At 36.4% G+C, this 16,478-nt stretch carries 15 protein-coding genes and 1 riboswitch; of the genes, 3 read left to right on the top strand and 12 right to left on the bottom strand.

The genetic code is table 11. The features are described from left to right. Positions 1-2 precede the first annotated feature (2 nt). The 7 genes from KS419_RS09675 to KS419_RS09645 form a co-directional block, all read right to left on the bottom strand. The gene (locus KS419_RS09675; RefSeq protein WP_217066163.1) at positions 3-1,685 is read right to left on the bottom strand and encodes an ABC transporter ATP-binding protein; all 1,683 of its coding nucleotides are present in this window, start codon (positions 1,683-1,685) and stop codon (positions 3-5) included. Continuing rightward, the gene (locus tag KS419_RS09670) at positions 1,658-2,545 is read right to left on the bottom strand and encodes an energy-coupling factor transporter transmembrane component T (protein WP_217066162.1); all 888 of its coding nucleotides are present in this window, start codon (positions 2,543-2,545) and stop codon (positions 1,658-1,660) included. The genes KS419_RS09675 and KS419_RS09670 overlap by 28 nt, the downstream gene beginning before the upstream one ends. Beyond that, the gene (locus KS419_RS09665) at positions 2,545-3,348 is read right to left on the bottom strand and encodes a DUF4430 domain-containing protein (RefSeq protein ID WP_217066161.1); all 804 of its coding nucleotides are present in this window, start codon (positions 3,346-3,348) and stop codon (positions 2,545-2,547) included. The genes KS419_RS09670 and KS419_RS09665 overlap by 1 nt, the downstream gene beginning before the upstream one ends. 97 nt (positions 3,349-3,445) lie before the next feature. Continuing rightward, the gene (locus tag KS419_RS09660; RefSeq protein ID WP_217066160.1) at positions 3,446-5,320 is read right to left on the bottom strand and encodes a DUF4430 domain-containing protein; all 1,875 of its coding nucleotides are present in this window, start codon (positions 5,318-5,320) and stop codon (positions 3,446-3,448) included. 132 nt (positions 5,321-5,452) lie between these two features. Next, positions 5,453-5,643: riboswitch (cobalamin riboswitch) on the bottom strand. A 151-nt stretch (positions 5,644-5,794) separates the two neighbouring features. Next, positions 5,795-7,060: a hypothetical protein gene (locus tag KS419_RS09655; protein WP_217066159.1), complete on the bottom strand. Its 1,266-nt coding sequence runs from the start codon at positions 7,058-7,060 to the stop codon at positions 5,795-5,797. Then, the gene (locus tag KS419_RS09650) at positions 7,053-8,681 is read right to left on the bottom strand and encodes an AAA family ATPase (protein ID WP_217066158.1); all 1,629 of its coding nucleotides are present in this window, start codon (positions 8,679-8,681) and stop codon (positions 7,053-7,055) included. The genes KS419_RS09655 and KS419_RS09650 overlap by 8 nt, the downstream gene beginning before the upstream one ends. Before the next feature lie 96 nt (positions 8,682-8,777). Continuing rightward, entirely contained in the window at positions 8,778-9,635 is an 858-nt protein-coding gene (locus KS419_RS09645) for a DNA adenine methylase (protein WP_217066156.1), read from the bottom strand. Between the two features lie 343 nt (positions 9,636-9,978). On the opposite strand from KS419_RS09645, the gene KS419_RS09640 reads away from it, so the two are divergent. Continuing rightward, complete coding sequence (locus tag KS419_RS09640) at positions 9,979-11,160, top strand: DUF4317 domain-containing protein (RefSeq protein ID WP_217066155.1); 1,182 nt, start codon at positions 9,979-9,981, stop codon at positions 11,158-11,160. 122 nt (positions 11,161-11,282) lie between these two features. On the opposite strand, the gene KS419_RS09635 is transcribed toward KS419_RS09640, so the two are convergent. Then, entirely contained in the window at positions 11,283-11,747 is a 465-nt protein-coding gene (locus tag KS419_RS09635; protein ID WP_343215051.1) for a hypothetical protein, read from the bottom strand. A 147-nt stretch (positions 11,748-11,894) separates the two neighbouring features. On the opposite strand from KS419_RS09635, the gene KS419_RS09630 reads away from it, so the two are divergent. Continuing rightward, positions 11,895-12,278, top strand: coding sequence for a hypothetical protein (locus tag KS419_RS09630; protein WP_217066154.1), 384 nt, complete (start codon positions 11,895-11,897; stop codon positions 12,276-12,278). A gap of 255 nt (positions 12,279-12,533) precedes the next feature. Here KS419_RS09630 and KS419_RS09625 read toward each other — a convergent pair whose 3' ends face one another. From KS419_RS09625 to KS419_RS09610, 4 genes are all read right to left on the bottom strand, one after another. Beyond that, entirely contained in the window at positions 12,534-12,731 is a 198-nt protein-coding gene (locus KS419_RS09625) for a hypothetical protein (RefSeq protein ID WP_217066153.1), read from the bottom strand. A 247-nt stretch (positions 12,732-12,978) separates the two neighbouring features. Beyond that, positions 12,979-13,707, bottom strand: coding sequence for a P-II family nitrogen regulator (locus tag KS419_RS09620; protein WP_217066152.1), 729 nt, complete (start codon positions 13,705-13,707; stop codon positions 12,979-12,981). Continuing rightward, a complete protein-coding gene (locus KS419_RS09615; protein ID WP_217066151.1) occupies positions 13,676-14,428 on the bottom strand; it encodes a DUF1538 domain-containing protein in 753 nt (250 codons plus the stop codon). The genes KS419_RS09620 and KS419_RS09615 overlap by 32 nt, the downstream gene beginning before the upstream one ends. Beyond that, positions 14,425-15,117 (bottom strand): DUF1538 domain-containing protein, encoded by a 693-nt coding sequence (locus KS419_RS09610; protein WP_217066149.1) that lies wholly within the window; start codon positions 15,115-15,117, stop codon positions 14,425-14,427. The genes KS419_RS09615 and KS419_RS09610 overlap by 4 nt, the downstream gene beginning before the upstream one ends. A gap of 406 nt (positions 15,118-15,523) precedes the next feature. Between KS419_RS09610 and KS419_RS09605 the strand changes: the two genes are divergently transcribed. Beyond that, positions 15,524-16,231 (top strand): DUF421 domain-containing protein, encoded by a 708-nt coding sequence (locus KS419_RS09605; protein ID WP_217066148.1) that lies wholly within the window; start codon positions 15,524-15,526, stop codon positions 16,229-16,231. The last annotated feature ends 247 nt before the right edge of the window (positions 16,232-16,478 follow it).

Genomic DNA, 16,478 nt, shown 5'->3' with positions numbered 1-16,478 from the left:
TTTTAGTTTCTGCTTATTTTCCATGACTGAACAGCCTCCTCCAATGTAACGGCCTCACAGGGAGTACTTCTTAACAACCGTTGAATCATTGTTGTATAAAAGAAATTACCTCTAAAAAAGGACGCAGGTTCTGATTCAGATGTGATCTTCCCTTCAAACATCATGCCACATCTGTCTGCAATTTTTGCTGCAAATTCCACATCATGCGACGTCATAAGAACTGTCATTCCATTTGATTGGAGTTGAATCAGGATCTTCCCTAACTGTTTCTTAGAAACGGGATCAAGCCCTTTTGTGGGTTCATCCAGTAAAAGTATCTCGGGTTTACGCAATAAAAGGCAGGCTAATGCTGCTTTTTGTAGTTCTCCCCCACTTAGATCATACGGATGTTTGTGACGCAAATGAGAAATACCCAAAGATTCCAGAAGAGTTGTGGCCTCATAAGGTGATTCAATATCCCATTGCTCCATCGTATACTGTAATTCCTTTTCTAGCGTATCCTGAATAAAAAACAATTTTGGGTTCTGTGGCAAATAACCAATACTCTTTGCAAGTTCATTTCTAGTCCAGCGTTTAAGTGATTTCTCGTATATATAAACCTTCCCCCTTTGCGGTTTATGAATACCACAAATCACTTTTAACAACGTAGATTTACCTGAACCGTTACCCCCTAATAAAGTATAAATCTCACCTTTGCGTAACGAAAAATCCAATTCTTTAAGGATAAGTTCCGCTTTTTTTCCTATTTCGTACTGAAAAAATAAATTGTTTACTCGAACGATGTCAGCCATATCTATTTCTTCCGCTTTATTTAATTCAGATTTTCTACCATTATCAATAAACGGTTGCGATTGTAACCAGTTTTTACCTTCCTTCACTGTTAAAGGGATATCTTCTACAACACTTTGATGATGTTGATCCACTTCCTTTGTTATCTGTAAATAAAATGAAGGAATCGATGGGATATATGTTTTATCTGCTTTATTCCAAATGTGATTCACAACCTGTTTTGGATTCCCAGCAATCTGAACCCGTCCATTATCCATCATGACAATTTTATCTGCAACAGAAATAACTTCTTCAAGGCGATGTTCTGCCATAATTACAGTCAATCCAAACTCCTCATTGAGACGAACAATCATATCTAGAAACTCTCTGGAACTGACCGGATCAAGTTGTGCGGTAGGTTCATCCAACAATAACACACTAGGCTGCATTAACAGGACGGAAGCTAGATTGAGTTGCTGCTTCTGTCCCCCTGATAATTCATGTGTTTTCCGATGAAGCAAATGTTCCGCACCCATGAAGTGAACCATCTCAGCAATCCTATTCCTCATTTCATTAGTAGGCAGTCCCTGATTTTCCAGTCCGAATGCCAGTTCATGGAGGACTTGGTCAGCCACGACCTGATTCTCTGGGTCTTGGAAAACAAAGCCAACTTCTCTCGATCCAGATCCTTCTTCATCAAGTGTATGTCCATTGAACAAAATATCACCAGATAGCACTCCATGTGGCTGAATCTCCTTTTTTAATAAACGTAGAAGTGTGCTTTTTCCACAACCTGAAGGTCCGAAAAGAACAATAAATTGTCCCTTTTCTACAGAAAGTGAGAGTTCGTCCAAAGCTGGCGCATTGATATTATTTGGATAATTAAAGGTTAAATTATTGATTTCAATAAACGCCATTTAAGATATCCTCCTCCTTCTACTAGTAATGGGAATGAGTAAAACAAGCTAAGTACCACCACATAAAACCATTCCAATGCTGATAATTGTAGCGAACCCATGACAGGATAGATAGTGAGATAACCGTATCCATTAAACCGTCCCATTAACAAAATGAAAATTAGTATTGATAAAAATGCAAGTGCAATCCCATCTGATTTTTTAAAACGGAAATGCTCATACGTGCTTCTCTTCCCTTGTCCATATTCTCGTGCGTTCATGGAATCAGCAGTCTGAATCGCTTCCTCAAGGGAATAGGTGAGCAGTACTTGCACATAGAGGAGGCCATTCTTCGCTTTACTCCTCCACTTCCCTTCATGAACTGATATCCCTTTACTTTGTTGTACTGCTGATATATCTTCTAGTCTCCGTTTCATCAATGGAATAAACCTTAGTGTAAGCATTAGCAGTATTGCGAATTGTGGTAAAAACTTTGAAAAAAGGAATAACAATTTATTTGGAGTCATTACTTCATTATAGGAAACAAACAGGGCAATAATGGTTATGATTGACAGTGCTGTTATTCCACCGTAAATTAGCGCTTCTAATGTCACTCTGTGACCAAACACCTCAAACAAAACATTCCTTCCCCTTTCATTAAAAAGGGGATTCAGGACCAAAATCAGGATTCCAGTTGTAAAAATTAGAACACGCCAACGACGTAAGCTTCTAAATCCATCATCTATAAAGTGAATAACGAGGATAATAAAAAGAACAACACTTAATATCGTTGGGTGCTGAAACAACATAATCAGAAGAATTGCCCCACAATAATAGAAAAAGGTTAAGAAAGGGTGAAAATCCTGAAAACGGTGTATCATCAGTTACCGTCCATAAAATCTTCTAAGTAAACCCAAGTGATTTTGTCCCCTTCTTTGACTGTAGTAGTACCGGAGCTTTTCGTTAAATCATTTCCGTTAACTCTAGCAATCCATCCACTTCGAGGTCCATAGTCAAATTCAAATAAATCTGCAATTCCATAAACATAAGCAGTGGCACCGCCGCCTGTATAATCTACAACTACAGATGTCTTCAATAGGATATCTAAAACAGTATCCCCTTCCTTGAAGTCAACCTTTTTCTCACTTACTAGTGTGCCAACCTCCTTTGGACCAGTAATCATTATTGTAACAGTTGGTGATGGTGCTTTTTCTTTCTCTGGCTCTGTAGAAGGAGGTTTAGAAGAATTATTTTCTTTTGTATTCTCTTCCTTTGGTTTTGTTGTAGATTTAGTAGTTTCTTTCCCGTTGGATTCTCCCTTTGGTTTGGATTCCACTTTTGCTGTATTCGTCTTTGAATCAGAGGTACTAGTCCGATCAGACGAACTTACTTCTTCTGTTGCTATTTCATCTGTTCCTTCTTCATCTGTCTGTGATTCCTGTAGGTCCTCTGTCAGTTCTAAGTCTTCTAGATCATCCGTTTTTACTCTCGAATAGCCGTCTTCCACAGGTAATCTAATTTCCGTTACGGTCTCTGATTGCTCAATAGTCTCTGGTGTTTCTGTATGATCAATTTCTTCCTCACTAGTTAATGGCTCATTGTTTGTGCCACATCCTATTAAATTAAAAACTACAATTAAGGAAAACAAAAGGATTGTATACTTTCTCAGACGGAACTTTTCCATGGTTTTCCCCCTTCATAAATATTATTCTAGAAAACATGTTCCACCAATTTTTATAAATCCCTCCTATTGAAAGAACAGGAGGGACAGGTTAATAAGATTAGTTCATTGCTTTCAGTCGTCTTACTCTTACAAGGTAAATAGCCCCAACCAATACAAGCAGTATACCTAAAGCAAGCAGATTATAGTATAGTGTTGACGTATCCGGGAGGCGGTGGCCTTCTTTTTCTTGTTCAGATGAAACTGGTGTAGTTGTTTCTTCTTCCGTTTCCCCGTTATCCGTTTCTGTTTCTGCTACAGGGGGTGTACCGTCGTCATCCGATATCGGAGTCGCTGGCTCTTCCTTTTCTGGCTCAGGCTCCTGTCCTGGTTCAGAAGATTGACCAAAGGAATATAAGGATGATTTTCCTTCTATAAATAATTGGTAGGCAACGATACCACGGAAGGCTTGATCCGTTGAGAAAGCATCACTATTCGTGTTTTGCCAACCAAATCCTCCATCCGTTTCGTTCTGGAAGCTTAATAGGTACTCGATTAAACTTGTATCATTACTGTTATGGTAAGCATTGGCGTCTAGTTCCAATGCGGAAAGGGCAATAATGATTTGTGCAGCAGTAGAACTATTGTTGACTTTATCGTCTATGAAGCTATCAACTAGTAACTGAACGGCAGAGTCAATGGCAGTTTGAACTTCTGGGTCATTCTCATAAGGTGCTAGGGCTGTAAGAATCATCGCAGTGGAATCTAAATCACTAGGTGCCCTACCAGTCCAGTTCCAACCACCATCGGAAAGTTGGCCATTTAATAACTCTTCTATTAATGCTTCCCGTGTCCATAGGGCGTCTGCGGGAACGGTAAAGTTTGCGCTGTCTAATGCAATTAAGCTAAAGGCAACACCAACTAACCCTTGATTTGTAACGTTGGTCCCGTTATAAATTCTTTCAATAAGGTTATATCCCTCTATATTCGTTGGGTCTGCCCCTGCGGCTAAAATACCCAGACTGCGTCGAGACGTATCATTAATAAGGCGGAATTGACCTTCGGCGTCACTAACTGCTTTTTTAACACTAGCTAAATACTCAGTAGGTATAGGGTAACCTGCCTGTTTTAAGGCAATGGCTTGCCAGTCTCCAACGGTTTGTGATAGAACATAATTCTTTGCTGCTTCAACGGATGTTTTTACAATGGCTTTGTCTAAGTTCGTGGATAGATCATTGCTATTATCTTTATCGTCAGATCCACCTGTAGACCCGTCGTCATCCCAATCACCTGTGTCCCAAGATTCGTAGTTGAACTTTATTTGGTCCCCATTCTCTAAATAGTGGTTACTTGCTCCAACAACTTGTGCTACTTTATCTACATAGAAAGCCCAGAAGTGTTTCTCTTTAATGGAATTATTTGAGATTCTTTCAATGTAATAACCCATTACGTCATAATAAGTGTAATCAATGTTTTCATAGCCTAAAACTGTCAACAATAAATCAAATGCAGTAGGTTGTTCTTCTGGCAAGAAAGAAATAGGCCAACTGGTGTCGAATATTGTAGTATCATAGTTAATAACTTTTATAGATGTGCTATTTTCTACATCTTCAGTCCAATCTGTGTATTTAAATGTTAGGTTGTCTCCTTCATTAACAACGTAGACCCCAGACCCTACTTGAGCCTGTATTCCGTTAATATAAAAATCCCAAAAATGTGTATCTCCTAAACCCACACCAAAAATTAGATCAAGACTGATACCATCATCTGTTTCAGAGGTCTCAACGTTCTCTTCCCCAACAACGGCTTCCAGGATTTCAAGGGCCGTCATTTCTTCCGTGTACTCATAAGTTGCTTCGAAGGGTTCTTCTCCACCGATTACTCTTACTTTTCCTAACTCCCCTTCGGATTCCGCAACTACCGCGGTTTGAATGCTGCCAAGGAGCATTCCAAAAACTAATAGAAAACTCAGAAAAATGTTACCTGTTCGTTTCATCTTCTTCTCTCCCTCTTCTTATGTGGTTGTTGGTATAAAAAATGGCATAAAAAAATCCCCTGTGAAGGAGAAAGAAATTAAGACAGTAAAATAGCATACTTTACCACTTAACACCCTCCTATCCTCGTAGTACGGTGAAAAATAAGTGAGGCAGGTCTCCTGGCTTATGGTAATCGTTCCCTGCGCCTTCCCATCTTCAAAAAGACAGTGGCATCATGCAGGTTACTCCCATTTACAGTGGCGGGACCGCGTTGGCTTTACACCAATCTTCCCTTTTAAGCTAACATTCTATGAAGGCTAGCACCTAACTTAATTCAAATATTCTTATGTCGTGCTAATTATACAAAATTTTTGAAACGTTGTATATTATATTTTTTTATAATTAAGTATAGAATCTACGATAGACCCTTTAAACTCTTTATCTAGTACGAAATAAAATTTTAAAACCTCTGCCTGACCAACCCTTATTCCGTATTAAACATTAGTATAGATTCTCATGACTTCTAATGTATTAAGGTACTGAATGGTAATGACAAATCTCTCCTCATTCATATTGAATTCCGGGTTAAATTCAAAATGCTTCTCACTATCGTTTTTACCTGCAGTCGGTAAAATTAAGGCATTATATGTCTTTAACTCTTCGATCACATCCCCATTGGAATCCCGTTTTGCTTCAAAGTGTTTTAGTAAAAAATAATAGGAAATTTGTTTATAATCCAATTCTTTAATCGCCTGATAGTATTTTGCATCCATTATATACCTGAAATTTCCGGAAATTAAGTAATGATCAGGCTCTATTCTATGTCCATTTTCTCCCCTAACATCCGGATATACTATTTTTTTCATAAACGGATTATGTTCCATAGTTTCATCAGAAAACACTAACTCATCATTTTCAGTGACTCTTTTAAATTTTTTCCGTAAATAATTGCCGACCATACTCTCCCATACTAAATGGAACGAATAAATCTTTAAATGTTGATTCCCTCCTTGATTATCCCTTTGTTCAAAAAAAGAGATTAATCCGTCCACAAGTCGTTGATGGACGTTCTTAAACATCGTTCGCTTCGTATTTCTTAATTGGGAGATAATCAATGGCTTATTTGTAAAATCTATATCACTCGTGTCTAAATTCAACTTGTTTCCCTGGAGGATCAGAGAAAATTTCTCTAATGTGGAATCAATAACGAAAGCCATACATTTACTTATAAACACATGTTCATTGACGTTATTCTTAATTACAAGCGGCAAAAATAGTATGTTATTATTATTCACGACAGTTGGAGATTTGTTAATGGTATCCTTCCATGAAATTTTACCTGTGTAGCCAAACTTCCTGATTTCTTTTTCATTGGTAAACAGCCCAAATTTCTTATAGTATTGATAGATCACAAAGAACTCTAGAAATGGATAATCAGCATTCAATTCTCGCCTGATTCCCGCGTACCTGTCATTCCTAGCGTCCACAGTCTTTTTGATACATTGAAAAAGAAGATGCATATGTTTGTATAATGTATTTCTATTTTTTTCAAAGGCCTCCCTTTGCTCCAAATTCAACGTGTTCTTCGGAAAGCTTATAAGTACATTTTCACTGTTGAAAATTATCCCCACAAAATTATATCGTTCCCCATCCTGGTTGAAGGCAATATCTCTGTCATTCAATTGATTTATAAATTTTATCTTCGTTAATGGATCCACAAAATCCCCATCTTGTACAATATGATAGCGCATGTTAGACATCGCTCTCTAATCCTTCTTGTGCTGTTTTTCTCACGAATCTCTCATACTCCTGCATAAATTCCGATGAAAAAATAGCAAGGTTTTTATTTAAGGAGAGATACGCATCTCCAAAGCTGTTGATTTCTTCGTTAAAAAGGGATTGTCCTGTATATGCTTCCTCTTCAATGTCATCATAAAGATATTGAAGTAGTTTTCCCTTAATCTGATTATAGTTATATTCATCATCCCCATCACGAAACTTTATAAAAAACTGGCCTAATTGTTTATCCTCCTTTAGACCTAACCCTCCCTTCTCCACTTTTTTCGTAATAAAGCGGTTGAGTGCTCCATACAGAGAAATCCATTGAAAGGTAATTGATACTCCATTGTCCTTTAATTCAAACTCAAAGTTATTGATAGGTTGGCCTTCACTCATAACGACCGAATTTGCAGAAACATAATCAAATTCAAATCTCCGTTTAAAAGCCGTATCCATCACGAAAACATTTTGGTCATTCGTATTGACAGTACCTATAATAAAAAGGTTACTTGGCAAATATATTTGCTGATCACGGTTATAAACAAATTGCGAAATCAGATCATTGTTAATCTTATATTCACTCTCTCCCGTCATGGAATCTCTATCCAACAACTGGAATAAATCACCAAATACAGCCGCAACGTTCGCCCGGGACATCTCCTCTAAAATTAAAAAGACTGGTTGTTTTTCTACTACCCCTTCTGCTAATGAACGTGCAAGTGCTTTCGTGAAAACTTTCGGTTCAAATTTATATTCAATTCTTGTCTTTGAAGGGTCATCCTTGTCAGGGATTACTACAGGCATAACTTGTCCTACAAAATCATGGTAGGTGAATTCGGGATGGCATGTTGTTCGAAACACATTCGGATGTCCTGTTTTTTCCTCGTAATTTTCAATTCCATTTTCACGGATAAATCTTTGGATTCGAAATGACTTGCCCGTACCAGGTGCCCCAAAATAGATCCTATTAACCCCCTGAGATACGAGGCTGGCAGTGGATGCCAAATCAACCTTTTCCTCCTCTATTTCATCATCCAATGGGAGGTCATCATGTGATGGTTTCTCATCTCTTGAAATCAGCCTACTATCAAAGAAACGAAGATACTGCAATACATTCTTAAATCCAGTTTCGTTCAACTTGAATAAAGCTGCCTGACGAATACTGGGAGTGGAGTGTTGACTTGAATTCACTTTAAGATAATCGAGATTAACATTATTTTCGAGGTTATTGTAGATACTTCTCACATCAATTCTTCCAGCTGCCATATTCCAATCACTCTCCAACGAGACAACATACTCATATGGCTTAACGTGCTCAAACTTTAATTGATCCACACTATGGGAACAGTGAATAAAACAAAAAAACCTTTCATTATTCTCCAAAGAACGGTTGGCTAGTTCGATTATTTTTTCAGTAAACACTCTTATTTGTGGCCGTGGTCTTTCACTCCCAGTTAAACTTGTTTTTAAAAATAATATATTTACTTTCTCACTAAAAATTTCGGTTGTGTATTCTACTACACTCCCCCTAGTAGTTTTTTCAACATTAAACTCCGTTACAATCTGATCAAATTGAGTAATTACATCTTGAAAAGAAATCATAAACAGTCCCCCATCATCTACAAATGTAAAAAAAGAAACTTAAGTTTTCATCATCTAACGGACTTAAGCTTCTTTTACTATTAACTTTTGTATTAATTATATTTCATAATTCGTTATAATTAAATGTTCAGACTCTGATTTAAACCGATTCCGGATATTAACTGCGTATGATTTTTGATATCTACCTTTTATATAAGGACTATATAATTCTTCAATCAAAGGCGTAGATCCAATGACCATAAGAGCTTTTCCATTTACGTTTCTAAAATCATCAGCTAATCTCCGATGATGAGATTCATCAAAATCACCTGTGAATTCAATGTTCCCATAATCACTGAAGATCGTATCATAAGGGGGATCCAAAAACATAAAATCATGTTGTGTCATCTCGTTAAATAGTAAGGAGTAATCACCGTTGGTGACTTCTGCAGTTTGCAATAATTGGCTATGAGCCTCCGTTAATAGCTGTGTATTAAAGTTTTTATACCTTCCATAAGGAACGTTAAATTCCCCTCTCGCATTGTAACGAATCATGCCAGAATAGGATGTCTTATTAATAAAAAAATACAGAGCTGCATCACTATATACTTTCGGAATGATATTGTTATACATGTCCCTTAATTCATAGTATAGAGCTTCATTATCATCGGTGACCCTTAAATCAGGGGACTTTTTTTTCCTTTGTTCATATACTTGCCGATTATTCTCGTATTGTCTCTGAATATCATCTAAGTCATTCCGAAGTGCTGTATAATTGTTTCGAACAGTATTGTAAAATCCGATTAATCTTGTATTAACATCATTCAATTTAGCTTTTTTTGGTTCTAAATAAAAATAAACGGAACCTCCACCAAAGAATGGTTCAAAGTATGTAGAAAATTGTTGAGGAATATATTCTTGGAAAAAAGGGATCTCCTTAGATTTCCCTCCACGGTATTTTAAAATTGGCTTCATGTAGTTAACCTGTCTTTCTTTATGTATTAATAGTCTGCTAGTTAGTGTACTTGGCAATTGTCTTCTATTAGTATTTTTCCTTTCCCACCTGACACGGGCTTATGGTTTCCCTTCGACTCATATCCATACTTTACTACTTTGTCATTGGTTTGGTCAAATAAGTCTTTGTAATCGTTATTTTTATTGTTTGGGTCCGAATGAAACTTTACTACCGTTAAACTCCTTATGTTAAAATAAAAGAATATTTTAAGTGGTGGGGAGTATTATGCTCTCCATTTTCTAATGCCAATTTTTACATTACAGAGAATTTTACAATTGAACTAGCATGGGAGTGGGAATAGAAATGAATAAAAAAGACATCGCACACTTTCGAAAACAATTCAAAGTAGAAAATGAATTACTAAAAATCAAAGAAATATTTAATGTGTATATTATGAAGGAATCAAGTGATATTTATCATTATCAAAGTCAAGCCTTTGAATTACTGGACCAAGATCAAAAGGAGTTATTTTTGAATAATTTCAAGAAAATGCTTGGTGGACAATTGGATGAAAAATTATTTCAATTAAAGTTTAATCGTGAGGCGCAAAATAACAGTCAACTCATTTTACACCAAGGTTTACTTAGCAGTGATGTGGAAGGCTGGAAAGAGCAAATGCTGATGATGATAGGCAAAATGCTGAACAACCGCCAATATGATAAGGATATTGTAATCACTTTCATCCGAGGGGAATATTACAAACCTACGAAACGAAGAAGTGAAGCATCAGAAGAAGGTGGAACAGATACTGTCTATTCCCATTCCTTTATTTTGTGCAGTATCAATAACACGCAAGAGCCAAAAAAAGAATTGCTTTTTGATTATGTGGAAAAGGAATTCAAATACAATTTTGTGGTAGATCCGATTATTAACTTGAATGCTCCTATTGGAGGCTTTCTCTTTCCGTGTTTTACCGACAATTATGCAGATGTGAACCACATTCTGTACTCTGCAGGGAAAGCAAATGAACCTGACTATCAGTTCATTGAGGACGTTTTAAATGGACAAGAGGTAATGACAGCTCAAGATGATAAAATTGTTTTTGAAGAAATCGTAAAGGATGTTACCGGGGATCAATTGAATACAGCTACTCTCTCAAATGTCTATGAAGAAATTAACCGGGTCATTGAGGAAAATGAAGAGGAAGAAGCACCAAAATTAGATTATAAAGATGTAGAGCGGGTCTTAAAGGTAAGCGGTGTAGATGAAATCAATACGGAAATGGTAGAATCTGCTTTCAAGAAAGTAATCGATGATGAAAACTATGAATTTAAAGCCAGTAGTGTCATACCTAAGTTTAAATCCAAATCTATTAAAATTGATACAAAAGTCGCTAAAATATCTGTAAGTCCACAGGATTTACGATTCGTACGGCAAATAAACTTTGAAGGAAAACGGTATTTAATGATTGAAGTGGAACAGGACACGGTGATCGAAGGATTCACAATGATTCCCGAAGCGTTTGATAATAATGTAGGAAAATAGAAGTTTGACGATCCCACCTATGAAGGAGTGGGCTTTCCCGCTCTTTTAATTCGGTAAAACTATAAAACAAACTCCTTTGAATGGTATTACCAAAGGAGTTTGTTATGGCTTTATGGAAAAAACTAGTAAGCAGCATTCATACGTTGATTTTCTATTTCAAAACCCATTTGACTTAATCTATGTTGTGCCATGGATAAGCTTTGTACTGTCTCTTGCTGCCACCTGATGATTATCTCAATGAACTGAGTAAACTCATTCGGGGCGTTATCTCTCATCACTTGAAGCCATTTCATTACTTTCTGATCCGCATCCAATGCATTTTGAACACATGAAATCATCGTTTTTATAATTGTGTCATGATATTCACCTGCTTGGAGCCGTTTTGCACAACCGGTTGCTGTTACCCGATGATAGGACGAATCATAAAGATGTCTATGCATTTCATCAAGTCCCTCCAGATTTTCTGTCTCTGGAATATGATACAATTGAGAACTCATGGAACAGACCATCTCTTCCCCATTCATACTTTGGATTAATATTTCTAAAACAGAAGACCAGTCGTGTGGGTAAGGATAATTTGGATACACTTCATACACCTTCTTTCTAAAATATCCATATATCCTATGTTTTTTCTAGATATTTGCCCCTAAATTCTTAAAAGTATAACAAAGAGGGTGGCGATAAACTTATGTTGTCATCTCCAATATATAAACGACTAATAGGGAGTGGTATAAATGATTCAAGCAGAAACCATTGCTCACTTTTATTTTGATTTAGAAAGTCTGGCAGATTATGAAACTATTATTAGAAGGTATCTAGAAAAACTATCTGGTCCAATTAACACGATAGAAGTGATCAGCATTGATAAACCTTTCAAGAGTAGAACAGGTTTCTCTTCGAGAGTTGCAGCAAGGATGCATGTATTAATGGATGAGAGGCAAAGTTGCAGACACCTTGATGATTATTACAGCTTTGTTTTTTCTACTGTCAAAAAAAACATAGCAGGTGACTTAATAAGTACACAAAACCTTCATCTGGAATATGTTCGTGGACCTTTTATTGCTAATCAGAAAAAAAAGACAAATTGGGAAGAATTAATCACGCACTGGAATAGGTAAAACCCTTCCGTTTATTGTGTACCCCCTATAACGCAAATTAGGCAAAAATATATTATGGCTATTCATGAAACAAAACACCAACCGAATATGTGGAAATGCAATTGATTTATATCTTTACACTCCTTTCCGTCTTCATTACTGTATCAATCGTATTACCTGAATTGCATAGTTACCCATTAACTTTAACTAATTCTACCTTATTCAACATGTTGTCCACTCTAGGTTATAGCAATCTTTTTAACTAAACTAAAATATTTATAGTACATAGTTAAGTAATAGAAAACTAATTATCCATAAAATAATAGCAGTCTGAATGATATAATACATAATTAACTCAAAGGCCGTTAGACCTCGATCTCGTTTAATTCTTTTCATCTGTCTCACATAGAATAAGGACGCTAACAATAAAACTGCGATTGATACATCATAAACGTTTTCTAAAATAGAAACCATTTTCTTTTTCTCCTATCAAGAGTCATAGTGGATTTGATCTGATATACTCGCTTGCTAAAGGTTCTGTTTTGTTTATATAGGAAATAACAGATTTGTTTTATATTTGTTGGTGGAGTTAAAGAGGCTGGGACAAAAGTGTTTTATCAATGAAAAATCCAAGCAATCAATAGCTAAGGAAATATACTTCGCTATCGTTGTGTATTGTACGGATTTTCAATGAAACACTTTAGTTATGTCCCTGCCTCTTTTAATTGTCTAGATGCTCATTTACCATTTTATTTAGGATGTGGTTAATCCCTATTGTTTTTTCCACTTCTAGAACAAATGCTATTCCTTTTCCAGGTTCGTTAAGCTTTGCTCCTTTTTCTATTGATTCTAACACATCTTTTGTCATATTTTTTTCAACTAAGGTTAAAACGACCTCTTTTTCAGGCTCAATCATTATGTTTAAAAATTTTGCCTGTTCATGGATTCCCGTTCCTCGACCGTTTATGATCGTACCACCTTCTGCGCCTCCGTCTTTAGAGGAATCAACGACTTTTTCCGCATCGCCTTTATTCACTACCGTTACAATAAGATCATATTGAAGAGATTTTTTTTCCATGTTATCTCCTTCCATTCCATCAGTGGGAGATTCACCTACACCAGGTAAATGACAGATCCCCATGACCGATTTTGTATTAATTATCATTCCAAGTCCTGTACCAGCATGATCAAAGTTTGCTCCTGATATGATAGCGTCCGAAACTTGTTCTACAATATCATTTTTTACAAGAGTTAGTATTATTTCTTTTTCAGGAATCACTGGGATACCTAAGAACGTTTTGTTTTCATGCACACCTTTTCCTCTGCCTAAAAGTATTGTGCCCCCTTCTGCCCCTGCTCGCTTGGAAGCACTTACAACTTTTTTCGCTGCCCCTTTCTTTACAATAGTAACAATGAGTTTATGTTGACGATCGATCTTTTTCACTATCATGTTCCCGACCCTTCCCTTCAAATAGTAATCCAAGTGTGAGAACGGAAATAATTGGTGCAAGAGCAACTAATGCAATCATCCCGAATCCATCAAGCAACGGATCTCTTCCTTCAATAACAGAAGCTACACCAACAGCAATAGCAAGGATAAATGTTACTGTCATTGGTCCAGTAGCTACACCCCCAGAATCAAATGCAATGGCAGTAAACCTCTTTGATGAAAAAAACATCATTATCAATGCTATAGCATATCCTGGGATAATAAAAAACCATAATGGAAACCCTACAATAATTCTTAGCATAGATAAAGCAATGGATACCGCTACACCGATCGATAACGTATAAAGCATTACCTTTTGTGAAATATATCCAGCTGAAACTTTTTCCACCTCATGATTCAGTATTCGGACAGCAGGCTCTGCAAATGTTGCCACAAATCCAAAGACAAAGCCTATGGGAATAAGTATCCACCTATAAGAAACTTCACCTAATTTTTCTCCGATCAATTCCCCAACCGGAAAAAATCCAATGTGGACACCTTGTAAAAAGAAAGCTAAGCCAAAGAAAGACAATACTAACCCCTTAAAAATATTTATTAACTTTTCTTTTTCTAATTTCAAGAAGAAGATTTGGAAGATAAGGAACAGAATAATTAATGGGATTAGTGCAAATGTTACTTCAATTAAAACATGTCCAAAACCTTCGAATATATTAACATTCATCCATAAATCACCCCTAAAATGAGAACTGCTAAAATGGGACCAATGGATGCTAAAGCAACGAGACCAAAACTGTCAGTAGGCGAATTTTTCCCCCGCAAAACAGAGGCCACTCCAACTCCAAGTGCCAAAATAAATGGTACGGTCATTGGACCTGTCGTTACTCCTCCAGCATCAAAGGAAATGGGGATAAACCCTGCTGGAGTAAAAGACGCTAAAAGAAACACCGCACTATATCCCCCTGCTAGAAGATACGTGATCTTGATATTAAAAGCAATTCGTAGCATCGCTAATAATACAAAAATCCCTACCCCTAAGGCAACGGAATATACAAGTATATTCCTTGAGATATCTCCCCCTGAAACCTGATCCACTTGTAAAGCTAACACCCTTACATCAGGCTCAGCTACGGTTACTACAAAACCTAAAAGAAACCCAAAGAATAAAATTACCCATAGTTTTTTCGTTTTTGGCAATGCAGAACCAATCATTTCCCCGACGGGTAATAAACCAATATGTACACCAAGTAAAAATAGAATCAGACCGATTGTTACAAATAATACTCCCACCAAAAACTGTAAGAAGACATCAAAAGGTAGCCAGATGATTGTAAATTGAAGTATTACAACCACTATTGTAATTGGCATTACTGCATAGACAACTTCTTTTATAGTATCTTTTATATCCTGCATAAATTTCCTCCATTCTCGTGTTAGTAGAATATAGAATGATTTTGATTAAATTAGATTATATTTTTGCTAGAGCAATCACACATAGGATAATTTACCTCAATTAATATATTTCCAAACCGTTTTAGGAAGTATTTACATTTATTTTAACATGTTGAATACTTTTTTTTAGTAGTTTGATAGCTGAAAGTAAATTAGTTTTTAATAGGTATACGCGATCTTTCATTCCAAAAGGAACCACATCAATTTCTAACCACTCTCACATCCTCAAGATCCTACTTTGATAACATACCTTGCCTGTGATTATCGTTTTAAAAAAGCCTCCATAATTTTATTGTATTATCTATAAATATTTTCCATTAGGAGAGTATATTAATGTACGTTTTATTTTTAAAAAAGGGTGATTGTAGTGTTTGACTTTTGGACTGGTGCAGAGGAGTTGCCGATTTGGGGCTTTTTAGTCAGGGCAGCTATCGTATATGTTTATGTATTTACATTAGTAAAAATATTGGGGCAACGTTCTATGGGTACTATATCACCAATTGATTTTATATTTGGTGTTATAATAGGAGATGTAATAGGCGAACCGTTATCCAGCGGGGATATTCCTTTGGGTGGACCTATGGCTGCTGCCACTCTTATAGGAGCTATTCATGTTGGTTTATCCTTAGTCGCTCTTAAAACTCCAAGATTTAGGAGAGTTATTGAAGATGAGCCAATCATCCTCATTGAAAAAGGGAAAATACTACATAATGCAATGGCTAAGGCAAAAGTGACTCTTGAATCACTATTAATGGACATGCGTCTCAGAAGCGCAGCAGACTTAAATGAGATTGATTATGCAGTATTAGAACCGAACGGGCAAATCAGTGTAATTAAGAAAAGTGACTATCAATCACTAACACCAAAAGACATGGTTCAGAAACCGAAACCAAAAGGATATCCTACTGTTTTAATAGAGGATGGAAGAGTAATTCATGCCAACCTCAAGAAAATAGGAACATTATCTTGGTTAAAGGAACAACTAAAAAACCTTGGAGTAAAGGATGAAAAAGAACTCTTTTTATTGACTGTCGATGAAGGGGGACAATTTTATTTTAGTAAAAGGATTAAATAGATGGGGGAATTCGTTGACATTCTGAAATTAAGCTTAAATTGGCTCTCCCACTAAAGATGCAGGAGAACCAATTTATGTTATTTTAAAAGGTAAGAATTTATAAGTTTTGGCACCTTCGGGCAAGTTGTCTATCTCCAGCGCCTACTCGCATGGGAACTGAAAAAGTGGTTTTAAACTTTTTCAGTTGCTTCTTAATCGCTACGGGGCACTTCGGAAGTGACAACCGAAGTCAAAGATCGGACTTCTA

This window comes from Evansella tamaricis, from assembly GCF_019042215.1.
GTDB lineage: Bacteria > Bacillota > Bacilli > Bacillales > Salisediminibacteriaceae > Evansella > Evansella tamaricis.
This window is presented reverse-complemented; position numbering and strand designations above follow the sequence as displayed.